This window comes from Planctomyces sp. SH-PL62 (genome assembly GCF_001610895.1).
Lineage (GTDB): Bacteria > Planctomycetota > Planctomycetia > Isosphaerales > Isosphaeraceae > Paludisphaera.
On the sequence record NZ_CP011273.1, the window covers coordinates 4,418,842 to 4,436,684 of the forward strand.

At 62.6% G+C, this 17,843-nt stretch carries 12 protein-coding genes and 3 pseudogenes; 12 read left to right on the top strand and 3 right to left on the bottom strand.

Going from position 1 to position 17,843, the window contains the following annotated elements; translation table 11 throughout:
* The first annotated feature begins 38 nt into the window (after positions 1–38).
* The 4 genes and pseudogenes from VT85_RS17080 (at position 39) to VT85_RS27730 (ending at position 4,825) form a co-directional block, all read left to right on the top strand.
* Positions 39–1,112 carry a FemAB family XrtA/PEP-CTERM system-associated protein gene (locus tag VT85_RS17080; RefSeq protein ID WP_082858669.1) on the top strand — a complete coding sequence of 358 codons (1,074 nt, stop codon included), beginning with the start codon at positions 39–41 and terminating at the stop codon, positions 1,110–1,112.
* A gap of 152 nt (positions 1,113–1,264) precedes the next feature.
* Complete coding sequence (locus VT85_RS26830) at positions 1,265–2,158, top strand: glycosyltransferase family 2 protein (protein WP_197490820.1); 894 nt, start codon at positions 1,265–1,267, stop codon at positions 2,156–2,158.
* Between the two features lie 173 nt (positions 2,159–2,331).
* On the top strand, positions 2,332–3,564 hold the full coding sequence (locus tag VT85_RS17085) for a class I SAM-dependent methyltransferase (protein WP_068417911.1): 1,233 nt from the start codon (positions 2,332–2,334) through the stop codon (positions 3,562–3,564).
* A gap of 100 nt (positions 3,565–3,664) precedes the next feature.
* Positions 3,665–4,825, top strand: a pseudogene (locus VT85_RS27730) (IS630 family transposase).
* A gap of 18 nt (positions 4,826–4,843) precedes the next feature.
* On the opposite strand, the pseudogene VT85_RS30050 reads toward VT85_RS27730, so the two are convergent.
* Together VT85_RS30050 and VT85_RS17110 are read right to left on the bottom strand one after the other, a co-directional pair.
* Positions 4,844–5,971 (bottom strand): annotated as a pseudogene (locus VT85_RS30050) (IS630 family transposase).
* Positions 5,972–7,004: 1,033 nt separating this feature from the next.
* The gene (locus VT85_RS17110; protein WP_197490822.1) at positions 7,005–7,949 is read right to left on the bottom strand and encodes an IS630 family transposase; all 945 of its coding nucleotides are present in this window, start codon (positions 7,947–7,949) and stop codon (positions 7,005–7,007) included.
* Between the two features lie 81 nt (positions 7,950–8,030).
* Here VT85_RS17110 and VT85_RS17115 point away from each other — a divergent pair, with 81 nt between their 5' ends.
* The 7 genes and pseudogenes from VT85_RS17115 (at position 8,031) to VT85_RS26855 (ending at position 15,613) form a co-directional block, all read left to right on the top strand.
* A complete protein-coding gene (locus VT85_RS17115) occupies positions 8,031–8,342 on the top strand; it encodes a transposase (protein WP_082858673.1) in 312 nt (103 codons plus the stop codon).
* A 256-nt stretch (positions 8,343–8,598) separates the two neighbouring features.
* Positions 8,599–9,903 carry a DUF4910 domain-containing protein gene (locus VT85_RS26840; protein WP_082858674.1) on the top strand — a complete coding sequence of 435 codons (1,305 nt, stop codon included), beginning with the start codon at positions 8,599–8,601 and terminating at the stop codon, positions 9,901–9,903.
* Positions 9,904–10,339: 436 nt separating this feature from the next.
* Positions 10,340–10,978, top strand: a pseudogene (locus tag VT85_RS17120) (IS5 family transposase); the annotation flags it as partial.
* Between the two features lie 434 nt (positions 10,979–11,412).
* Positions 11,413–12,768 carry a polysaccharide pyruvyl transferase family protein gene (locus tag VT85_RS26845; RefSeq protein WP_082858675.1) on the top strand — a complete coding sequence of 452 codons (1,356 nt, stop codon included), beginning with the start codon at positions 11,413–11,415 and terminating at the stop codon, positions 12,766–12,768.
* Positions 12,769–13,077: 309 nt separating this feature from the next.
* Positions 13,078–13,257, top strand: coding sequence for a transposase (locus VT85_RS17130; RefSeq protein ID WP_068417940.1), 180 nt, complete (start codon positions 13,078–13,080; stop codon positions 13,255–13,257).
* Between the two features lie 643 nt (positions 13,258–13,900).
* Positions 13,901–14,710, top strand: coding sequence for a sugar phosphate nucleotidyltransferase (locus VT85_RS26850; protein WP_082858676.1), 810 nt, complete (start codon positions 13,901–13,903; stop codon positions 14,708–14,710).
* A 56-nt stretch (positions 14,711–14,766) separates the two neighbouring features.
* Positions 14,767–15,613 (top strand): IS5 family transposase gene (locus tag VT85_RS26855; protein WP_068419915.1). Its coding sequence is split into 2 segments (ribosomal slippage): positions 14,767–15,105 and positions 15,107–15,613, totalling 846 coding nucleotides; the frame shifts between segments, so codons are not numbered across the junction.
* 467 nt (positions 15,614–16,080) lie between these two features.
* Here the strand turns inward: VT85_RS26855 and VT85_RS17150 are convergent.
* The gene (locus tag VT85_RS17150) at positions 16,081–16,392 is read right to left on the bottom strand and encodes a transposase (protein WP_156512916.1); all 312 of its coding nucleotides are present in this window, start codon (positions 16,390–16,392) and stop codon (positions 16,081–16,083) included.
* A gap of 81 nt (positions 16,393–16,473) precedes the next feature.
* On the opposite strand from VT85_RS17150, the gene VT85_RS17155 reads away from it, so the two are divergent.
* A complete protein-coding gene (locus tag VT85_RS17155) occupies positions 16,474–17,418 on the top strand; it encodes an IS630 family transposase (protein ID WP_197490824.1) in 945 nt (314 codons plus the stop codon).
* The last annotated feature ends 425 nt before the right edge of the window (positions 17,419–17,843 follow it).

A 17,843-nucleotide genomic window follows, 5' to 3' on the forward strand; every position in this document is an offset into this window, starting at 1 on the left:
GAATGCAAAATCGACCCGCCCGCCTCCATGAGGGTGTGATGACAGATCCGTCCCCCAGTCCTGATGTCGTCGAAGTTTCCGTTTCTCAGGTTTCTGGGACCGCTGGAATCGATCCTGATTTCAATTCGTTCGATCGCTTGCTCGGACCGGCCCATCTTAGTCAGCGGTTGAAGATGCTTGGCGTCCTGGAACAAGGCCTCCGCCACATTCCTTATATTCTAGTCGCGCGTCGTCAAGGACGTATTGTCGGCTACCTAGGCGTCGCCCATGTGAAGAGTCTAATCTTCGGCGGATTTCTCGTGAGTCTCCCTTACGTCAATACGGCGGGAGTGATCGCCGAAGATTCCGATGTCGCCTATCAGTTGGTCGACCGCGCGGTCAAGCTGGCCGATCGATTGGCGGTTCGGTATCTAGAGCTGAGGCACGAAAGGCCGATAGTCCACCCCGCGCTCGCCACTGCATTGACGAGCAAGGTTCATATGCGACTGGAACTCCCCGATGATGTCGATCGTCTGTGGAATCAGCTCAAATCCAAGGTCCGCAACCTGGTAAGGAAAGGAAGAAGTCACGGATTCTCAGTTTCCTGGGGACGGGAAGAGTCTCTTCTCGATTTCTACCGCGTCTTCAGCGCGAACATGCGCGATTTGGGAACTCCCGTTTACAGCCCTCGACTTTTCAGCTCGCTACTTCGCCACTTCGAGGATGGGGCCGAGATCTGCATCGTTCGTGACGGAGTACGCGTTCTGGCGGCCGCCCTCCTGCTCCACGGCGACGGAATCACCGAAGTCCCAAGCGCCAGCTCCCTTAGGCGTTACAATTCGACGAACGCCAACATGCTGATGTACTGGCATTTGCTCGCCCGGGCAGTGGAACGAGGGCAGACCAGGTTCGACTTCGGGAGATCGAGCGTAGATAGCAACACTTACCGTTTCAAAACACAGTGGGGGGCCGTCGCGGCTCCCGCAGTGTGGCAATACTACCTGCGGGATCAGTCGAGTCAGCCCATGCGTCCTGAAAACGAGGGGTTTCGGGCGTTGGTCAGTATCTGGCGACGGCTGCCCGTCCGCGTCACCAACGCCCTCGGCCCGGCCATCGTTCGGGGGATCCCATGAGTTATTCCGCAAGTTCACAGACTGGGACGATTGCGGCCGGTGAGTTGTCGCCGATTAACTCGAGATTGGTTACCCCGATCGACCTTCCCGAAATGATCGCGGAGTCAACCGAGCAGCGAGTAGCTCCTTCAACGAACGAAAAGAGTCCCCGCGTGAGTATCGGACTCGCCGTTTTCAACGGCGAATCATTTCTCACGGAGACGGTGGAGGCCTTCATCGCCCAAACCTTCTCGGATTTTGAATTGATCATTTCCGACAACGCGTCGACGGATGGCACGCCAACAATCGCGAAGGCGTTCGCAGCCAGGGACTCACGGATTCGCTATCACGTCAATGTCAGGAACCTAGGACTGGCCGGCAATCACAACATCGTCGTTCACATGGCGCGAGGGGCGTACTTCAAGTGGGCGGCCGCCGATGACGTGTGCTTGCCGAACTACCTGGCTCGTTGTGTTCAGGTACTCGACGAGGATCCCAGCGTGGTCCTCACTTATCCGCGAACCCAATTCATCGACGCCGATGGATTACACCTCGACATCGAGGATCCCGGCTGGCATTTGGTCTCGGATTCACCCGCCGAGCGGCTTCGTCGCATTCTCGCCTCAAGACTCTGGATGAACGCGATCGCCGGATTAGTGAGGATAAACGCGCTACGAAAGACCCGCCTGATGCCGGCCTACAGCGGCGGTGACTATCGGGTCCTGGCAGAGTTAAGCCTGTTTGGCAAGATCCACGAAATTCCCGAGACTTTGTTCTTGCGAAGACTCCATGCGGACGCCTCAAGCCAGCATGGTACGAGTGGTACGAACCCCGACCGCCTATGGTTCAATCGATACATGACTGGGACCGAAACTTCCAGGTCTTCCCCTCAATGGCGTATCAATATCGACCATTTTCGCACCATTACATGCTCTCGCCTTACTCTCCGACAGAAAGCATCTCTGATAGGTACTCTTCTTCGCCGCACTCGGTGGGACCGCGACCGCCTGGTACTGGAATTAACGGAGGCGATCCCAGCGTATTTTAGGCGTCTTGAACGACGATGATAAGCAGGGCCGTCGCGCAGAGGTGAACAGCCTGGACAGTCTGGCACAGCGGGAGTAATCGGCTACGCTCGTGAGGGCCGTCGAACCTGGGGCCTCGCGCGTCGAGGGCCGATCCGGCGGGGTTTGCGGGCACGTCGGCGCTCATAGCCGATACAAAGTAAAGGAATCGAACAATGGCCTGTCGCTGCAGATTCTGCGGAGCGAGCCTTCGCCACAAGTTCGTCGACTTGGGTATGTCGCCGCTCTGCGAGAGTTACGTGAGCCTCGATCAAATCAATCGAATGGAGAGGTTTTATCCACTCGTCGCGTACACTTGCTCGGAATGCTACCTGGTTCAGCTTGAAGCTTACGTTAGCGCAGACCAGATATTCAGCGAATATGCATATTTCTCCTCTTACTCGGACAGTTGGGTAGAGCACGCTCGCAGGTATGTTGATCAAATGCTCGATCGATTTGCTTTAGATGTGCACAGCCGTGTCGTCGAGTTGGCTAGCAACGACGGTTATCTGCTTCAGCATTTCGTCGCCCGCGGCATCCCATCTCTTGGTGTGGAACCGGCAGCGAATGTAGCCGAAGTCGCCGTTTCCAAAGGCGTACCGACGCTTGTCGAATTCTTCGGTCTGGCGACTGCTCAAGCCCTAGTCGCAGAGGGAATGAAGGCCGACCTGCTCATTGGAAACAATGTGCTCGCCCAAGTCCCCGACCTCAATGATTTCGTTGGAGGAATGAAGTTTCTTCTAAATGCTAGAGGCGTGATCACCCTAGAGTTCCCCCATCTATTGAATCTGATGGCCGAGAACCAATTCGACACGATCTATCATGAGCACTTCTGCTACTTCTCCTTCACAACGTTCGTCAACATCTTCGCCGCACATGGCCTCCTCGTGTTTGACGTCGAGGAATTGCCCACCCACGGCGGTTCGCTGCGGATATACGCTTGCCACGCCGGGGATCTTTCCAAGCCCGTCGAACCGCGTGTGGGGGAGTTGCTTAAAAGGGAGACTGCACGAGGCTGGGATAACCTAGGCGCCTACGGCACGTTCAGTGAAAAGGTCAAGGAAACCAAACGGAAGCTTCTGAGCTTTCTGATCAAAGCGAAGGGTGAAGGTAGAACCGTAGCCGGCTACGGCGCTCCGGGCAAAGGTAATACGCTGTTGAACTACTGTGGGATCCGGACGGATTTTCTGGATTACACTGTAGATCGGAACATTTACAAGCAGGGCAAATTCCTGCCGGGCACGCATATTCCGATTTTCGCACCCGAGAAGCTCATGGAAACGAGACCGGACTATGTGCTGATCCTACCCTGGAACATCAAGGATGAGATCATGAGCCAGCACTCGTACATACGCCAATGGGGCGGCCGCTTCGTCGTGCCGATTCCCGAAGTGCATGTCTTCGACTGATCGAACTCTGAATGAATATCTAGAGCCGTAGCGAAGAGGTAAACGGCCTAGTACTCTCTCACTGACGACTTGATGGCGATCCTCGGATTGGTTCTCCTGGATGCGGACTTACGCCGCAAGGAGGACAGCAGTGAAGAGATACATCGTGACGCTTGCGGGCGAGGAGCGGGCGGATCTCGAGGGCCTGCTGGCCGGCGGGAAGTCGTCGGCGTTGAAGCAGGCCCACGCCCGCATCCTGCGTAAGTCCGACACCTCCCCCGCGGGCCGGGGCGGAGGGACTCCAGACTCGCCGAGTCCGTGGATGTCGGGACGGCGACCGTCGAGCGGGTCCGCAAGCGGTTTGACGATCAGGGGTTCGAGTCGGCCCTGGTCCGAAAGCCCAGGTGCGGCCCAGCCGTCCGAAGACGCTCGGCGGCCGGGTTGAGACCCGGTTGATCGCCCTGGCCTGTTCGTCGCCGCTGGACGGCCGCAAGGTTTGGACGATGCAGCTATTGGCCGACCAGCTGGTCGATCTGGACGTCCTCCCTGCGATCTGCGACGAGACGGTTCGCCGTCGCTTGAGAATAGCGACCTGAAGCCGCATCGCAAGGAGGAGTGGTGCATCCCGCCGGCGAAGAACGCCGAGTTCGCGGCGGCGATGGAGGACGTGCTGGAGGTCTACGCCCGGCCCGACGACCCGAGGCGGCCGCAGGTCTGCCTCGACGAGGCGAGCCGGCAGTTGATCGGCGAGAGGATCACGCCGATCCCGGCGGCCCCCGGCCGACCCGAGCGGGTCGACTACGAGTACGTCCGCAACGGCACGGCCAACCTGTTCATGGTCATGGAGCCCTTGCTGGGATGGCGGGCCGTGAAGGTGACCGAGAAGCAGACGGCGAGGGATTTCGCCTAGGTGGTTCGCTGGCTGGTGGAGGAGGTGCACGAGGAGGTCGACAAGGTCGTACTCGTGATGGACAACCTGAACACCCACAAGGTCGCCAGCCTGTACGAGGCGTTCCAGCCCGAGCAAGCCCGGCGGATCGCCGAGCGGCTGGAGATCCATCACACCCCGAAGCACGGCTCGTGGCAGAACGTCGCCGAGATCGAACTCGCGGTCCTCTCCCGCCAGCGCCTCGACCGCCGCATCGGGTCGATGGACGAGCTGAAGCGGGAGGTCGCCGCCTGGGAGGAGGGGCGGAACGAACGCCGGGTCGAGACGCGCTGGCGATTCACCACCGTCGACGCCCGCATCAAACTCCACCGACTCTACCCATCACCGCCGTAGTGGTAGAGCGCTGGTGTTTCATTGCATCTCGGTTGTCGGGTAAAGGCGTTTCAACTTGATCCACGCGTCGGCGGCCTTGAGCCACCAGTCGACCCTGGCCACCGACGCGTTACGCCTCGCCTGCCACGCCGCCACCTCGGTTCTCAGGGCCCCGTGCTCCGGGACGCATCGATCGAGGCACTGCCTCGCCAGGACGCTCAGCTCCATCTCCGCCACGTTCAACCAACTCCCATGTTTCGCCACTCCAGCCTCTCGACCGGCCGCCGCGCCCCGGCCGGATCGAACGCCTTGTACAGGGCCGTCGGGGAGTGCGTCGACAGGTAGTCCAGCACCAGGACGACCTTCTCCGCATCCGGATACCACTCGTCGACCATGCGTCGGATGATCCGGGCGAAGTCCCGGCTCGTCCTCCTCTCGGTCACCTCGACCCGCCGCTTACCCGCCGGCGGCTCGAAGGCCATGAAGAGGTTGGCCGTGCCGTTGCGGACGTACTCGTAGTCCTCCCGCCGGGGTCGGCCGGGGGCCGCCGGGATCGGCGTGATCCTCTCGCCGATCAACTGCCGGCTCGCCTCGTCGAGGCAGACCTGCGGCCGCCTCGGGTCGTCGGGCCGGGCGTAGACCTCCAGCACGTCCTCCATCGCCGCCGCGAACTCGGCGTTGGACTGCGGCGGCAGGACCCACCGCTGCTTCAGCCACGGCTTGATCTCGTTTTTTTAGGGCCCGGCAGACCGTGGCCGGGTCGATCGAATCGACGACCTCCAGCTCGACGAGCTTGTCCGCCAGCAACTTCATCGTCCAGCGGGCCAAGCCGTCCGGCGGCGGTCCGCACGCCAGGGCGGACAGGTGCGCCTCCTGGGCCCCGTCGAGCTTGCGGTACTGGCGGCCGGTGGGCGGCCGACGCTCGACGGCGGTCGCGAGCCCGCCGCGGGTGAACTTCTTGCGCACACGGGCCACGGTCGCGACGCGGACGTCGAACGCCTCGGCGATCCGGCCGTCGGGCCAGCCGTCGCCTTCGGCGTCGGCCTTGAGCATGACGCGGGCCCGGGTGATGGTCGCGGCCGCATGCCGGCCCGTGGCCGCGAGCCTCTCCAGCTCCCGTCGCTGTTCGGCGGTGAGGCGTACGACGAACTCGTCCTTCAGAGCCATGACCTCCCTCTTGGTGGTTCGGAGGGATATCGTGACAAGCCGTCAGATCAGCTGCAATGACCCACTAGTCGGCCTGGGGCGGCGGGGGGGATCTGCTACGCTCGTGAGGTCCGTCGGACTCGGGGATCGGCGGATCCAGGGCCTGCATGGCGGGGCGGCGGTCATGGCCAAGCAGGTGAACGTCGGCGCGATCCGGTCGTGTTTCGAGTCGCCCAGCAATCCTCGGCGTGCGGGGAATCGCAAGCCTCGGCTGGTCGACGCCGCCGTCTGCGGCGTCTTGCGCGGCTGTAGCGACTCCACGGCCCTCCTCGTTGGACCGCGATTCGTCCGGAGTGGCTGGGATGGCTCCTCGCGATGAGATATTGTTTCTGAATGCACGCATGCCTATGATTGACTGTCGGACGGAAAACGCGCCATCGATCCACGATTTGAACGGCGACTCGCGATTCCCAAGAACTACAGTTGTTTGCCCTCGCTCAGCGTCCGCGAGTGATGGTCATGGAGTCCTGAGCGTGGCGCGTCGGCACGGGCTCGCACCGTGGGGGGGCGTCTTCGGGTATCTGCGCGAGCGGGCGATTGGTGGGGCGGGCCGGGGCGAGGCCCCGCGACGCCGACGTGCGGCCGGGCCCCGGGGGGCGTCGCGCCGCGGGCCCGGCCCCTGAGCCAAGGGCGAGGACGGCGACGTCGGTCCGGGACGGCCTGAGGGGCCCGCCGGCGTCCCCCGGCGCCATGGACGAGCCGAGGTCCCGAACCTCCGTCGACCACGCCCCGGCCCCCGCTCCCACCTTGGCGTCGCGGCGGCGGACGACTTCCGCGTCCGCCGCTCGGAGGCGGCCGAGGCCGCGATCGAGCGGACCGGGGCGATGAAGGTCCGGCCGCCGCCGTACAGCCCCGACTCCAACCCGCTCGGCGGGACGTGGCCGAGGATCGGGGGGCGTCCGCGCCGCGGGGACGACCCCGGCGTTGCACCAGGCGCCGGCCGACCAGGGCGATTGCCTAGCAACCTATACGCCGAATAACACTTTACAGCGGTTTACCCCGGGATGGCATACAGCCCTGAATGCCTGAACCAGCCGGCGATATCCTTGGCCGTGGTCTGGTAGAGGGCGTCGGCCGGCGCCTGATGCAACGCCGGGGTCGTCCCCGCGGCGATCCGACGCAGGCGGGCCTTGAGCTTCGACCACATCTCCTCGATGGGGTCGTGGTCGGGGCTGTACGGCGGCGGCCGGATCCCTCTCGCCCCCGCCCGCTCGATCGCGGCCTCGGCCGCCTCCGAGTCGTGGACGCGAAGGTCGTCCATCACCACGACGTCGCCGGGGCGCAGGTTCGGCGCGAGCACGCCTTCGGCGTAGGTCCGGAACGCCGGCTCGTCCATGGCGCCGGCGAACGCCGACTCGCCGCGGAGGCCGTCGAGGCCCGCCGCCGCGACCACGGTCGTCGTCCGCCACGCCTTCGGGGCCGAGCCCTCGGCCCGACGCCCCCCCGGGGCCCGGGCTTGCGTCGGGGTCATCGACGCGTCGACACCGGCCTCGTCCAGGACGATCCGCCGTCTCGGATCGAGCCGCTTCGCCTTGCGGCGGGACCTCCGGCGGGCCTCCTTGACGTCGGGGCGGTCGCGTTCGGCGGCGTGCGGCGACTTCTTCTTCCGCGTCCAGCCGGACCGCCGCAACGGCCGCCAGATCGTCACGAGCGTGCAGTCGAAGCCGCCCCGCTCCTTGATCTGCTTCGGCGTGGCGTCGGCGTGCCGGCGAACCAACTCGAACAGGCGAATCCGCTCGTCGAGCCCGAGCTTGAACCCGGCCCCGCCGCCGTGGGGCCCCGGCTCCAGGCCGCCGCTCGCACGCCGACGCTGCAGCATCCGCACCACGAACGACGGGCTCACCTCGAACCGCCGGGCGATCGCGCGTTGCGACTCCTCGCCCCTGTCCACCGCCGCGACCACGCGCTCCCGCAGATCCGCCGAACAAGGTCTTCCCACGGCACGCCTCCCGAGCCGACGCGTCACTCGCTCATGGCTCTGTAGCCATCCTTCGCGTCTGCCAAGGGGAAGGTGACGCGGATGTACGCCGACTCGAAGCATCACGACTTCAGGCTCTACGGGTGGGTCGAGGCGAACGCGAGGTGGGAGACGGCGATCATCCGACGTCCCGACGGCTCGAAGGGCTGGGTGAGGCTGCCGATCCGCTGGACGGTCGAGCGGACGTTCGCCCGGCTGGGCCGCTGCCGGCGGCTGACCAAGGACCGCGAGAAGACGGTCCGGTCGTCGGGGTCGTTCATCAAGCCGGCGATGATCCGGCCGATGCTCCATCGCCTCCGGCCCTCGGACGTCGACCCGGGGTTTCGGTATCGACGGCCCGCAACGGCAGCGTAATGCCACTTATGGGTCGTCTCTGAGATGTCAGGCTCAAAATTATCCCAGATCACCCATCGGGCGCAATAGCCCTGGCCGGCCGATGCCCTCGATCATGTCACGTCCAAAGGCTTCGCCGGCTGGTCTCGATATGTAAGGTAATATGCCATGCAGGGGCAAAACGCTTCAAAGGGTCGTCAACTCGAGAAGTTGTCCTTGTCGCATGATGTTTGTTCGCGGTGATTCACTGGGAGCTTCAATGGAGATTTAAGATTTTATGGACATTGCCAAAGTCAAAAGCACGCTCCACATGGAAGACATGGGACAGGCGATGTACGAAATGATTGCTCGGCTTTTCCCCATATGCCGAAGCATCACTGGCAATGGAGTGCGTGAGTCACTCGCCATAGTCCGCGAGCATGTCCCCCTCGAACTACATGAAATTCCGTCGGGAACGCGTATCTACGACTGGTCAGTTCCGCAGGAATGGAATATCCGCGACGCTTTCGTCAGGGATCCAAGCGGGATCAAGGTGATCGATTTCCAACGGTCTAATCTCCACGTCATGAGCTATAGCGTTCCAGTTCGGGCACGCATGCCACTTGAGGCATTGAGGCCGCATCTCTATTCCGACCCAGATCATCCGAACTGGGTACCTAACCGGAGAAGCTATTACAAGAAGGACTGGGGATTCTGCCTGAGTTATGCTGATATGCAAAAGTTAATTCCGGGCGACTACGAGGTTTGCATCGATTCATCGCTCGAGGACGGCTCTCTTACTTATGGAGAGTGTTTTCTGCCGGGGGATGTCACTGATGAAGTCCTTATCTCGACACATGTCTGCCACCCATCCCTGTGCAACGATAACCTGTCCGGGATCGTAGTATCGGCGTTTCTGGCTCAGCTGCTTGCGGCCATCCCTCTGCACTTCTCCTACAGATTCCTGTTCATCCCCCAAGGGATCGGCTCAATATCATGGCTTGCCAGCAATGAAGAAGTTGCCTCACGAATTCGCCACGGTTTAGTCCTAAGCTGCCTCGGCGACGATGGTGACTTCACGTATAAGACTTCGCGACGCGGCGATGCGGATATCGACCGAGCTTGCTCCCACGTATTGCATGAGTCGGCGAAGCCGGCGCGCGTTCTCAAATTCTCTCCCCACGGTGGCGACGAGCGGCAGTTTTGCTCGCCCGGATTCGATCTCCCGATCGGCGTTTTGATGCGTTCGAGTTATGGAAATTTCCCTCAATATCACACGTCGGCTGACGATCTCAATTTCGTTCAACCGAAAGCGCTCTCGGAGTCCTTCAATGTCCTGATTGATATTATAGCGATCCTCGAGAACAACCGAAACTACCGGAACACGTGCCCACGATGCGAGCCTTACCTTGCCAAACGAGGTATCAGCCTGAGTGGAGACTGGCCCTTCGGCCCCTCGAAGGAGCAACCGGTACTCTGGCTGCTCAATATGGCCGATGGATCACACTCATTACTCGACATTGCTGTGCGTTCAGGGCTTGATTTCGATAGTCTTTGTCAGGCTGCGCGAATGCTCCGCAAGTATGGCCTTCTAACCGAATGACAATTCAATATCGAAGTACCGACTCCACTATAACCAAAGTGCTGATGCTTACATTTGTAGCGGGATCTCGGCGTGAGCGGAGGAACCTGGCCAGGAGATTAGGCCGGCGACGCAGGGCTGCGAATTCCTCCGCCAGACGGCATCGTAGTTCCCTCGTCACGTCGCGGTATAATTCGGGAAACTGTGGTATTTGATCCAGCCCCAGGCACCCTCGTCGGGGTTGGCTTCGGCGGGTATTGCCGGGCAAGTCCTCGGCTATGATACCCGGATGCCTCGTCGGCTGGTAGACCCTCACGAGACGCGAGCGGCCGTGGTTCCGGCTTCGATGCCAGAAGATGATCCTCGGCCCGCGGATCTCGGCGCGGAGTGTAGCCGGGGACGAGACGACGTCCTCTGGGGCGGGCGTCGGCGCCGTCAGGGATAAGAGGCCCTAACCCTGCCTCGGGAGATGGGCTGCGGCTCGGGGATGACCTGCTGGCGACGGCTGGCGTATTGGACGGCCGCCGGCGTCTGGCCGAGGCTCCACGCCCTGCTGCTGTCGGAGCTGGAGTGGGCCGGGGCGATCGACTGGAGCCGGGCGACGATCGACGGGTCGCACGTCCGGGCTCGGGGCGGCGGCGAGGCGACCGGCCCGAGCCCGGTGGACAGGCGGAAGAAGGGGAGCAAGCACGTCGTCGTCACCGACGCCGCCGGACTTCTCTTGGCGGCCGTGACGGCCTCGGGGAACAGGCCGGACGTCACGCAGCTGGAGCGGGCCGTCGACGCCGTGCCGCCGGTCCGCGGCCCGCGAGGCCGGCCGCGACGCCGCCCCGATGAGATGTACGCCGACCGCGGCTTCGACTCGAAGGCGAACCGCGACGCCCTGCGACGACGCGGCGTCCGCCCGATGATCGCCCGGATCCGGACGCCGCACGGCAGCGGCCCGGGGAAGAGGCGATGGGTCGCCGAGCGGACCATATCCTGGCTCCACGGCCTCGGCCGCCTGCGAGTCCGGAAGGATCGCTCCGCGGCCATCCATCAGGCCTTCCTGTCACTCGGTTGCTCCCTAATATGCTTCGCGAACCTAAGCCTATAGCGGAGCTTTGTTAGGGGATCTTAAGGTGATGCCGGACGTGAAGGCGTTCGCCCACGCTATCAGGCCGTGCTCGGGGTGCAGAATGGCTGCCGCTGGACTATCGAGCTAATTATCCGCGAGAACCGCTCGCGCGAGAAAATGGCCAGACTGAACCGCTTCGGCCTCGGGCTGCTGAACCAAGTCCCTGACCGAAAGAGCGCGCTATCAGGCGACGCCGCCGCGCCTGGAGCGACGACCACCTCATACATGCCTTGGGCACATCAACACATTAGTATTTGGTTGGCTTGATTCGGCGAAGGCGTCGAGGCCTACCGCTCAGGCGGCGATCCGCCGTCACCTATCCCCGCCGTGGCGTGAACACTTGTTAAACACGTGAATGGTTGCCGTTCGATAACGCTGATCAGTCACCCGGAAAGTGTAAGTTGGAGGATAAGATGAGCAGAGTTTTGAGCGACGCCAGCCAATCGATAACAAAAGTCGCTCTCTTAGCCCATATTGGCAAGGGGAATCTGGGGGATGAGGCTACGATGGCCACCGCAATTGAAAACATCCGAATCCGCCGACCAGATACCGAAATTCATGCGTTCACCCTGAATCCTATTGATACCGAAGCAAGACACAACGTCCCGTCCCACCCGCTCAGGCGTCTACGTATTTCGACGAATCCGGCTGCAACGACTCAATCGGCGGCCCATTATGGATTCAGCATATGGAGTCTATTCGAACGTATCAAGGATATTGTCAAGCAGATTCCTCTGATCTCAACGGCCTTGCGAGGTCTCAGCAACGGAATGAATGTCGCTGGGTCATCGGTTCTAGACTTCGTATTCTTTGTTCAGTCGAGTCGGCGATTGAAAGACACGGATGTTGTCGTAATTGTTGGCGGAGGTCAGTTGGGCGATTATTTCGGTGGGCCTTGGGGATTCCCCTACAACCTTCTTGGATGGTCATTGCTAGCCCGCATTCGACGGGCTGATGTCGTTTATTTGAGCATCGGAGCTGGGCCCATCAATTCGCCTCTCAGCCGCTTTTTCCTGCGCTCGGCATTGTCGCTGGCGAATTATCGTTCATTCCGAGACGAAGGGTCGCTTCGACTAATCGAGAGCTTGGGGGGCACGAAGAAAAATCATGTCTTCCCTGACCTGGTCCATGGCCTATCGGTCAGCATCTCGAACACACGCAAAACCGGCGATGCGAGCGTGATAGGTATTAATCCATTGCCCTTTCACGACGCGCGATACTGGGCCGAGGACAATCCATTCGTATATCAAAGATACATCAAGAAGCTTGCCCTGTTTGCGCAAAGCCTGATTCGAGACGGATACATTGTTTATCTGATTCCAACCCAGGTGATCGCAGATAGCCAGGTCGTGCATGACATCGAGCTTCTTATTCGCAACGAACACCCATTGACACCCGTTTCTTCCTTGATCTGTCCGCCGGTCCAATCTCTCGAGGATCTACTTGATGTCATATCGAGGACGGATTTGGTGTTTGCCAGCCGATTCCATGGCGTCGTTCTTTCGCTCGTGTCCAGCAAGCCGGTGATTGCGCTTGCATACAATAAGAAAACCAGCGAACTGATGACAGATGTAGGAATGGGGGATTACGTTTCTGACATCGATCAATTCGATACTGAATGGATGGCGTCCCGATTCGAGCGGCTTCTGGACGAGTCTGAAGCAGCGCTGAGCCGCGTTGCGTCGAGGCTGGGTGAGTATAAAGTCTCTCTGGACGACCAATACGATCGTCTGTTTGGTCCTCGCCCGAAGTACCAGGACCGGGCGTGAATATAATTTCACGCAGCCTTTAGTTTCGATTTCTGCCTTGCGTCCCGGCGTGACGATTTAGTTTCTGTAGCTATAAAACTCATGCCGTTAGATATGCAACGCCGCCTCGCATAGGTCGCTGAGATCGATCTCGGTATCGAAATGGTTGGTACCCATCGCGGTCTTCACGATCAGGGCCGTGATTTACCCCGAGCCGGCAATCAAGTTGACGATCACCTGGCGGCTAGGGCCGGGTGACTGTCCGGAGGCCGATCCGGTAACGATTTAAGGCGGATCGACGACCAGGACGGAGCCGCCAGCATCCAATACTTGATCACCGACGAGATCTGGTCCGTCCTCGGCCCGATGGTCGAGAGATGCTGCTCGAAGCTGGGCCCCGAGCCGGAGCCGCCCGACCGAAGGTTCTTCGAGGCGGTCCCCTACCGGGCCCGCACCGGCGTCCCCTGGTGCGGCCTGCCGGCGGAGTTCGGGGCCTGGGACGCCGTCTAACAACCGGCTCTGCCGCTGGATCCACTCCGGGCGTCTCAAGCGGCTTTTCGACATGACGGCCGAACGGGCCGAGTGCGAGGACGCCCAGCGGCTGATGATCGACTCGACGGTCGTCCGGGCGCGTTGCGAAAAGGGGGCGGCGAGGCACAGGCTCTCGGTCGGTCGCGCGGCGGGAAGGTGATCGCCGTCGCCTGCGACGAGGACGGCGTCGTGGCGTTCGACGTCGTCTAGGGCCGATGGAACGATGCCCCGCCGACGACGGCCGTCTTGGTCAGGTCCCGTGATGCGGTCGGCATGGCTCGCGAGGTTCTCGGCGACGAGGGCTTGGACTCCGACGCCGTCCGCGACGTGGTCTGAAACGCCTTCGACGCCATGCCGGTGATCCCGAACCGGAGCAACTGCAAAGAGCTCTGGATTTGGGACGACAACATGCGCGAGATCTACAAGCAAGGGAATCGTGTCGAGAGGGCGTTCGCCGACAGATACGAGAACTCGAAGGACGTCTACCGCGGCGTTACCCGTCTCATTTTCGGCATCACCCAAGTTCGGCAGCCGGCTCAATCCGTCGACACGCCGAAGCTCCCCCATCAATTGGCTCGTGAACGCTTAACTTCGTCAAAGTTACGAGAATGGGAGGCCGGATATGAAAGTCGTTCTCTTCTGCGGCGGCCTTGGCATGCGGATCCGAGAGTATCCTGAGCCAGTACCCAAGCCAATGATCCCTATTGGCTATCGTCCACTAATATGGCATGTCATGAAGTACTACGCCCATTTCGGACACAAGGATTTCATTCTATGCCTCGGCTACCGAGCCGACGCCGTCAAGAAGTATTTCCTAGGTTACGATGAGTGTGTCTCCAACAACTTCATCCTCTCAGAAGGCGGACGCGATCTTCGGCTGCTAAGCAGCGATATCCAGGACTGGCGAATCACCTTCGTCGATACTGGAGTCAACGCAAGCGTCGGCGAGAGATTGAAGATTGTAAAACCCTATCTGGATGGGGAGTCAGAGTTTTTGGCCAACTACAGCGACGGAGTTACCGATCTTCACCTCCCGCACTACATCGATCATTTCCGCCAGCGAGGCAAGTTGGGTTGTTTTTTGGCGGTCCGTCCACCGCAGAGTTACCACATCGTTTCTGTCGAGGGCGACGTTGTCACAGGCATCGAGCCGGTGAATCGATCTAAGGTTTGGATCAATGGAGGATTCTTTGTATTCCGAACCGAATTGTTCGACTATTTGAGAACCGGCGAGGAATTGGTTGAAGAGCCCTTCCAGAGGCTAATCCACGATGAACAGTTGATCGCATGCCGACATGAAGGCTACTGGGCATGCATGGACACCTTCAAGGATCAACAACAACTCGAGGATTTATGGACTCGAGGGCAAGCACCCTGGGAACTTTGGAATCCAGCGCGATCAACACATGTAGCTCACTCATGCAACGCCTAGGTTCTGTCTGACGGCTCGCAAGGCGTTACGATAGCGGCTTCCCCGAGGAGGCCGCGATGACGCGACGCTACGAGCTGAAGGACGAGGAGTTCGCCCTGATCGCCGACCTGCTCCCTCCGGTCGGGAGGCCGGGCGGGCGGTGGAACGACCACCGCACGACGCTCGACGGCGTCCTCTGGATCCTCCATACGGGCGCCCAGTGGCGGGAGCTGCCGGAGCGATACGGAAAGTGGAAGAGCGTCTACGACCGATTCAACCGCTGGGCCCGCGACGGCACGATCGACCGCATCCTGGAGCGGCTGCATCTCGAGCTGGACGCCTCGGGGCGGATCGACTTCGACCTCTGGTGCATCGACGGGACGTCCATCCGGGCCGGCCGCGCGGCCGCCGGGGCCGGGGGGGAAAAGGGGGACGGCCGAGCCGGCCGACCACGCCCTCGGCCGCTCGCGCGGCGGCTTCGGGACGAAGCTGCACCTGGTCGTCGACTCCGGCGGCGTCCCGCTGTCGGCCGTCGTCACCGCGGGCCAGGCCCACGAGTCGAGGTCCCTGGAGCCGGCGCTCGAGGCGGTGCGGATCAAGCGGCCCGGCCGGGGCCGGCCGCGACGCCGGCCCCGCCGCCTGGCCGGCGACAAGGGGTATAGCTACAGACGCATCCGCCGCTACCTGCGACGGCGAGGGATCAAGGCGGTGATCCCGACCCGCAAGGACCAGCGGCGAAGCCCGACGTTCGACGCCGAGGCCTACCGCCGCCGCAACATCGTCGAGAGGTGCATCCTCTGGATGAAGGAGAACCGGCGGCTGGCGACGCGGTTCGAGAAGCTGGCGGTCAACTTCCTGGCCATGGTCAAGCTGGCCATGATCCGCCGTTGCTTTCGGCTCATCGAGCCGTCAGACAGAACCTAGTCGCTCCGTTGTCGATCGATGACGGTTGACGGGTCGGTAGTTGACCTGGGGCCGACGGTCTGATCATCTTTGAGCCACGACGCACCCGAGTCGATATCGAAGTCGACGTTGGACCGTGATCCCGCTCGAGCCTCGAGGGCGATTCCGCCACGGTGGGGTAGTTTGGGAAGACAACGGCATGCCGACCTGTGGTCGAACGGTCGACGGGCCGTTATCGGGCGAGCGAGTCGAGCCGACGGCGAATTAATAATCAGTCCCGATCCTCGACTCACATCAAGCATCACTTCGCAGGTTTGACCGAACCTCGCCGAGCGAAAGTTGCATCCGCTCATCAAGTTGATCGCTGCGGCGCTCTTTGTCACGATCAAGGGGGCCTACGATTTCGTGACCCTGGAGGTCGAGGCTCGGCATCACGGAGACCGGTTCAGGTGTTGTTTTGACATCTCAGAGACGACCCATAAGTGGCATTACGCTGCCGTTGCGGGCCGTCGATACCGAAACTCCGGGTCGACGTCCGAGGGCCGGAGGCGATGGAGCATCGGCCGGATCATCGCCGGCTTGATGAACGACCCCGACGACCGGACCGTCTTCTCGCGGTCCTTGGTCAGCCGCCGGCAGCGGCCCAGCCGGGCGAACGTCCGCTCGACCGTCCAGCGGATCGGCAGCCTCACCCAGCCCTTCGAGCCGTCGGGACGTCGGATGATCGCCGTCTCCCACCTCGCGTTCGCCTCGACCCACCCGTAGAGCCTGAAGTCGTGATGCTTCGAGTCGGCGTACATCCGCGTCACCTTCCCCTTGGCAGACGCGAAGGATGGCTACAGAGCCATGAGCGAGTGACGCGTCGGCTCGGGAGGCGTGCCGTGGGAAGACCTCGTTCGGCGGATCTTCGGGAGCGCGTGGTCGCGGCGGTGGACAGGGGCGAGGAGTCGCAACGCGCGATCGCCCGGCGGTTCGAGGTGAGCCCGTCGTTCGTGGTGCGGATGCTGCAGCGTCGGCGTGCGAGCGGCGGCCTGGAGCCGGGGCCCCACGGCGGCGGGGCCGGGTTCAAGCTCGGGCTCGACGAGCGGATTCGCCTGTTCGAGTTGGTTCGCCGGCACCCCGACGCCACGCCGAAGCAGATCAAGGAGCGGGGCGGCTTCGACTGCACGCTCGTGACGATCTGGCGGCCGTTGCGGCGGTCCGGCTGGACGCGGAAGAAGAAGTCGCCGCACGCCGCCGAACGCGACCGCCCCGACGTCAAGGAGGCCCGCCGGAGGTCCCGCCGCAAGGCGAAGCGGCTCGATCCGAGACGGCGGATCGTCCTGGACGAGGCCGGTGTCGACGCGTCGATGACCCCGACGCAAGCCTGGGCCCCGGGGGGGCGTCGGGCCGAGGGCTCGGCCCCGAAGGCGTGGCGGACGACGACCGTGGTCGCGGCGGTGGGCCTCGACGGCCTCCGCGGCGAGTCGGCGTTCGCCGGCGCCATGGACGAGCCGGCGTTCCGGACCTACGCCGAAGGCGTGCTCGCGCCGAACCTGCGCCCCGGCGACGTCGTGGTGATGGACGACCTTCGCGTCCACGACTCGGAGGCGGCCGAGGCCGCGATCGAGCGGGCGGGGGCGAGAGGGGTCCGGCCGCCGCCGTACAGCCCCGACCACGACCCCATCGAGGAGATGTGGTCGAAGCTCAAGGCCCGCCTGCGTCGGATCGCCGCGGGGACGACCCCGGCGTTGCATCAGGCGCCGGCCGACGCCCTCTACCAGACCACGGCCAAGGATATCGCCGGCTGGTTCAGGCATTCAGGGCTGTATGCCATCCCGGGGTAAACCGCTGTAAAGTGTTATTCGGCGTATAGGTTGCTAGGCAATCGCCCTGGTCGGCCGGCGCCTGGTGCAACGCCGGGGTCGTCCCCGCGGCGCGGACGCCCCCCGATCCTCGGCCACGTCCCGCCGAGCGGGTTGGAGTCGGGGCTGTACGGCGGCGGCCGGACCTTCATCGCCCCGGTCCGCTCGATCGCGGCCTCGGCCGCCTCCGAGCGGCGGACGCGGAAGTCGTCCGCCGCCGCGACGCCAAGGTGGGAGCGGGGGCCGGGGCGTGGTCGACGGAGGTTCGGGACCTCGGCTCGTCCATGGCGCCGGGGGACGCCGGCGGGCCCCTCAGGCCGTCCCGGACCGACGTCGCCGTCCTCGCCCTTGGCTCAGGGGCCGGGCCCGCGGCGCGACGCCCCCGGGGCCCGGCCGCACGTCGGCGT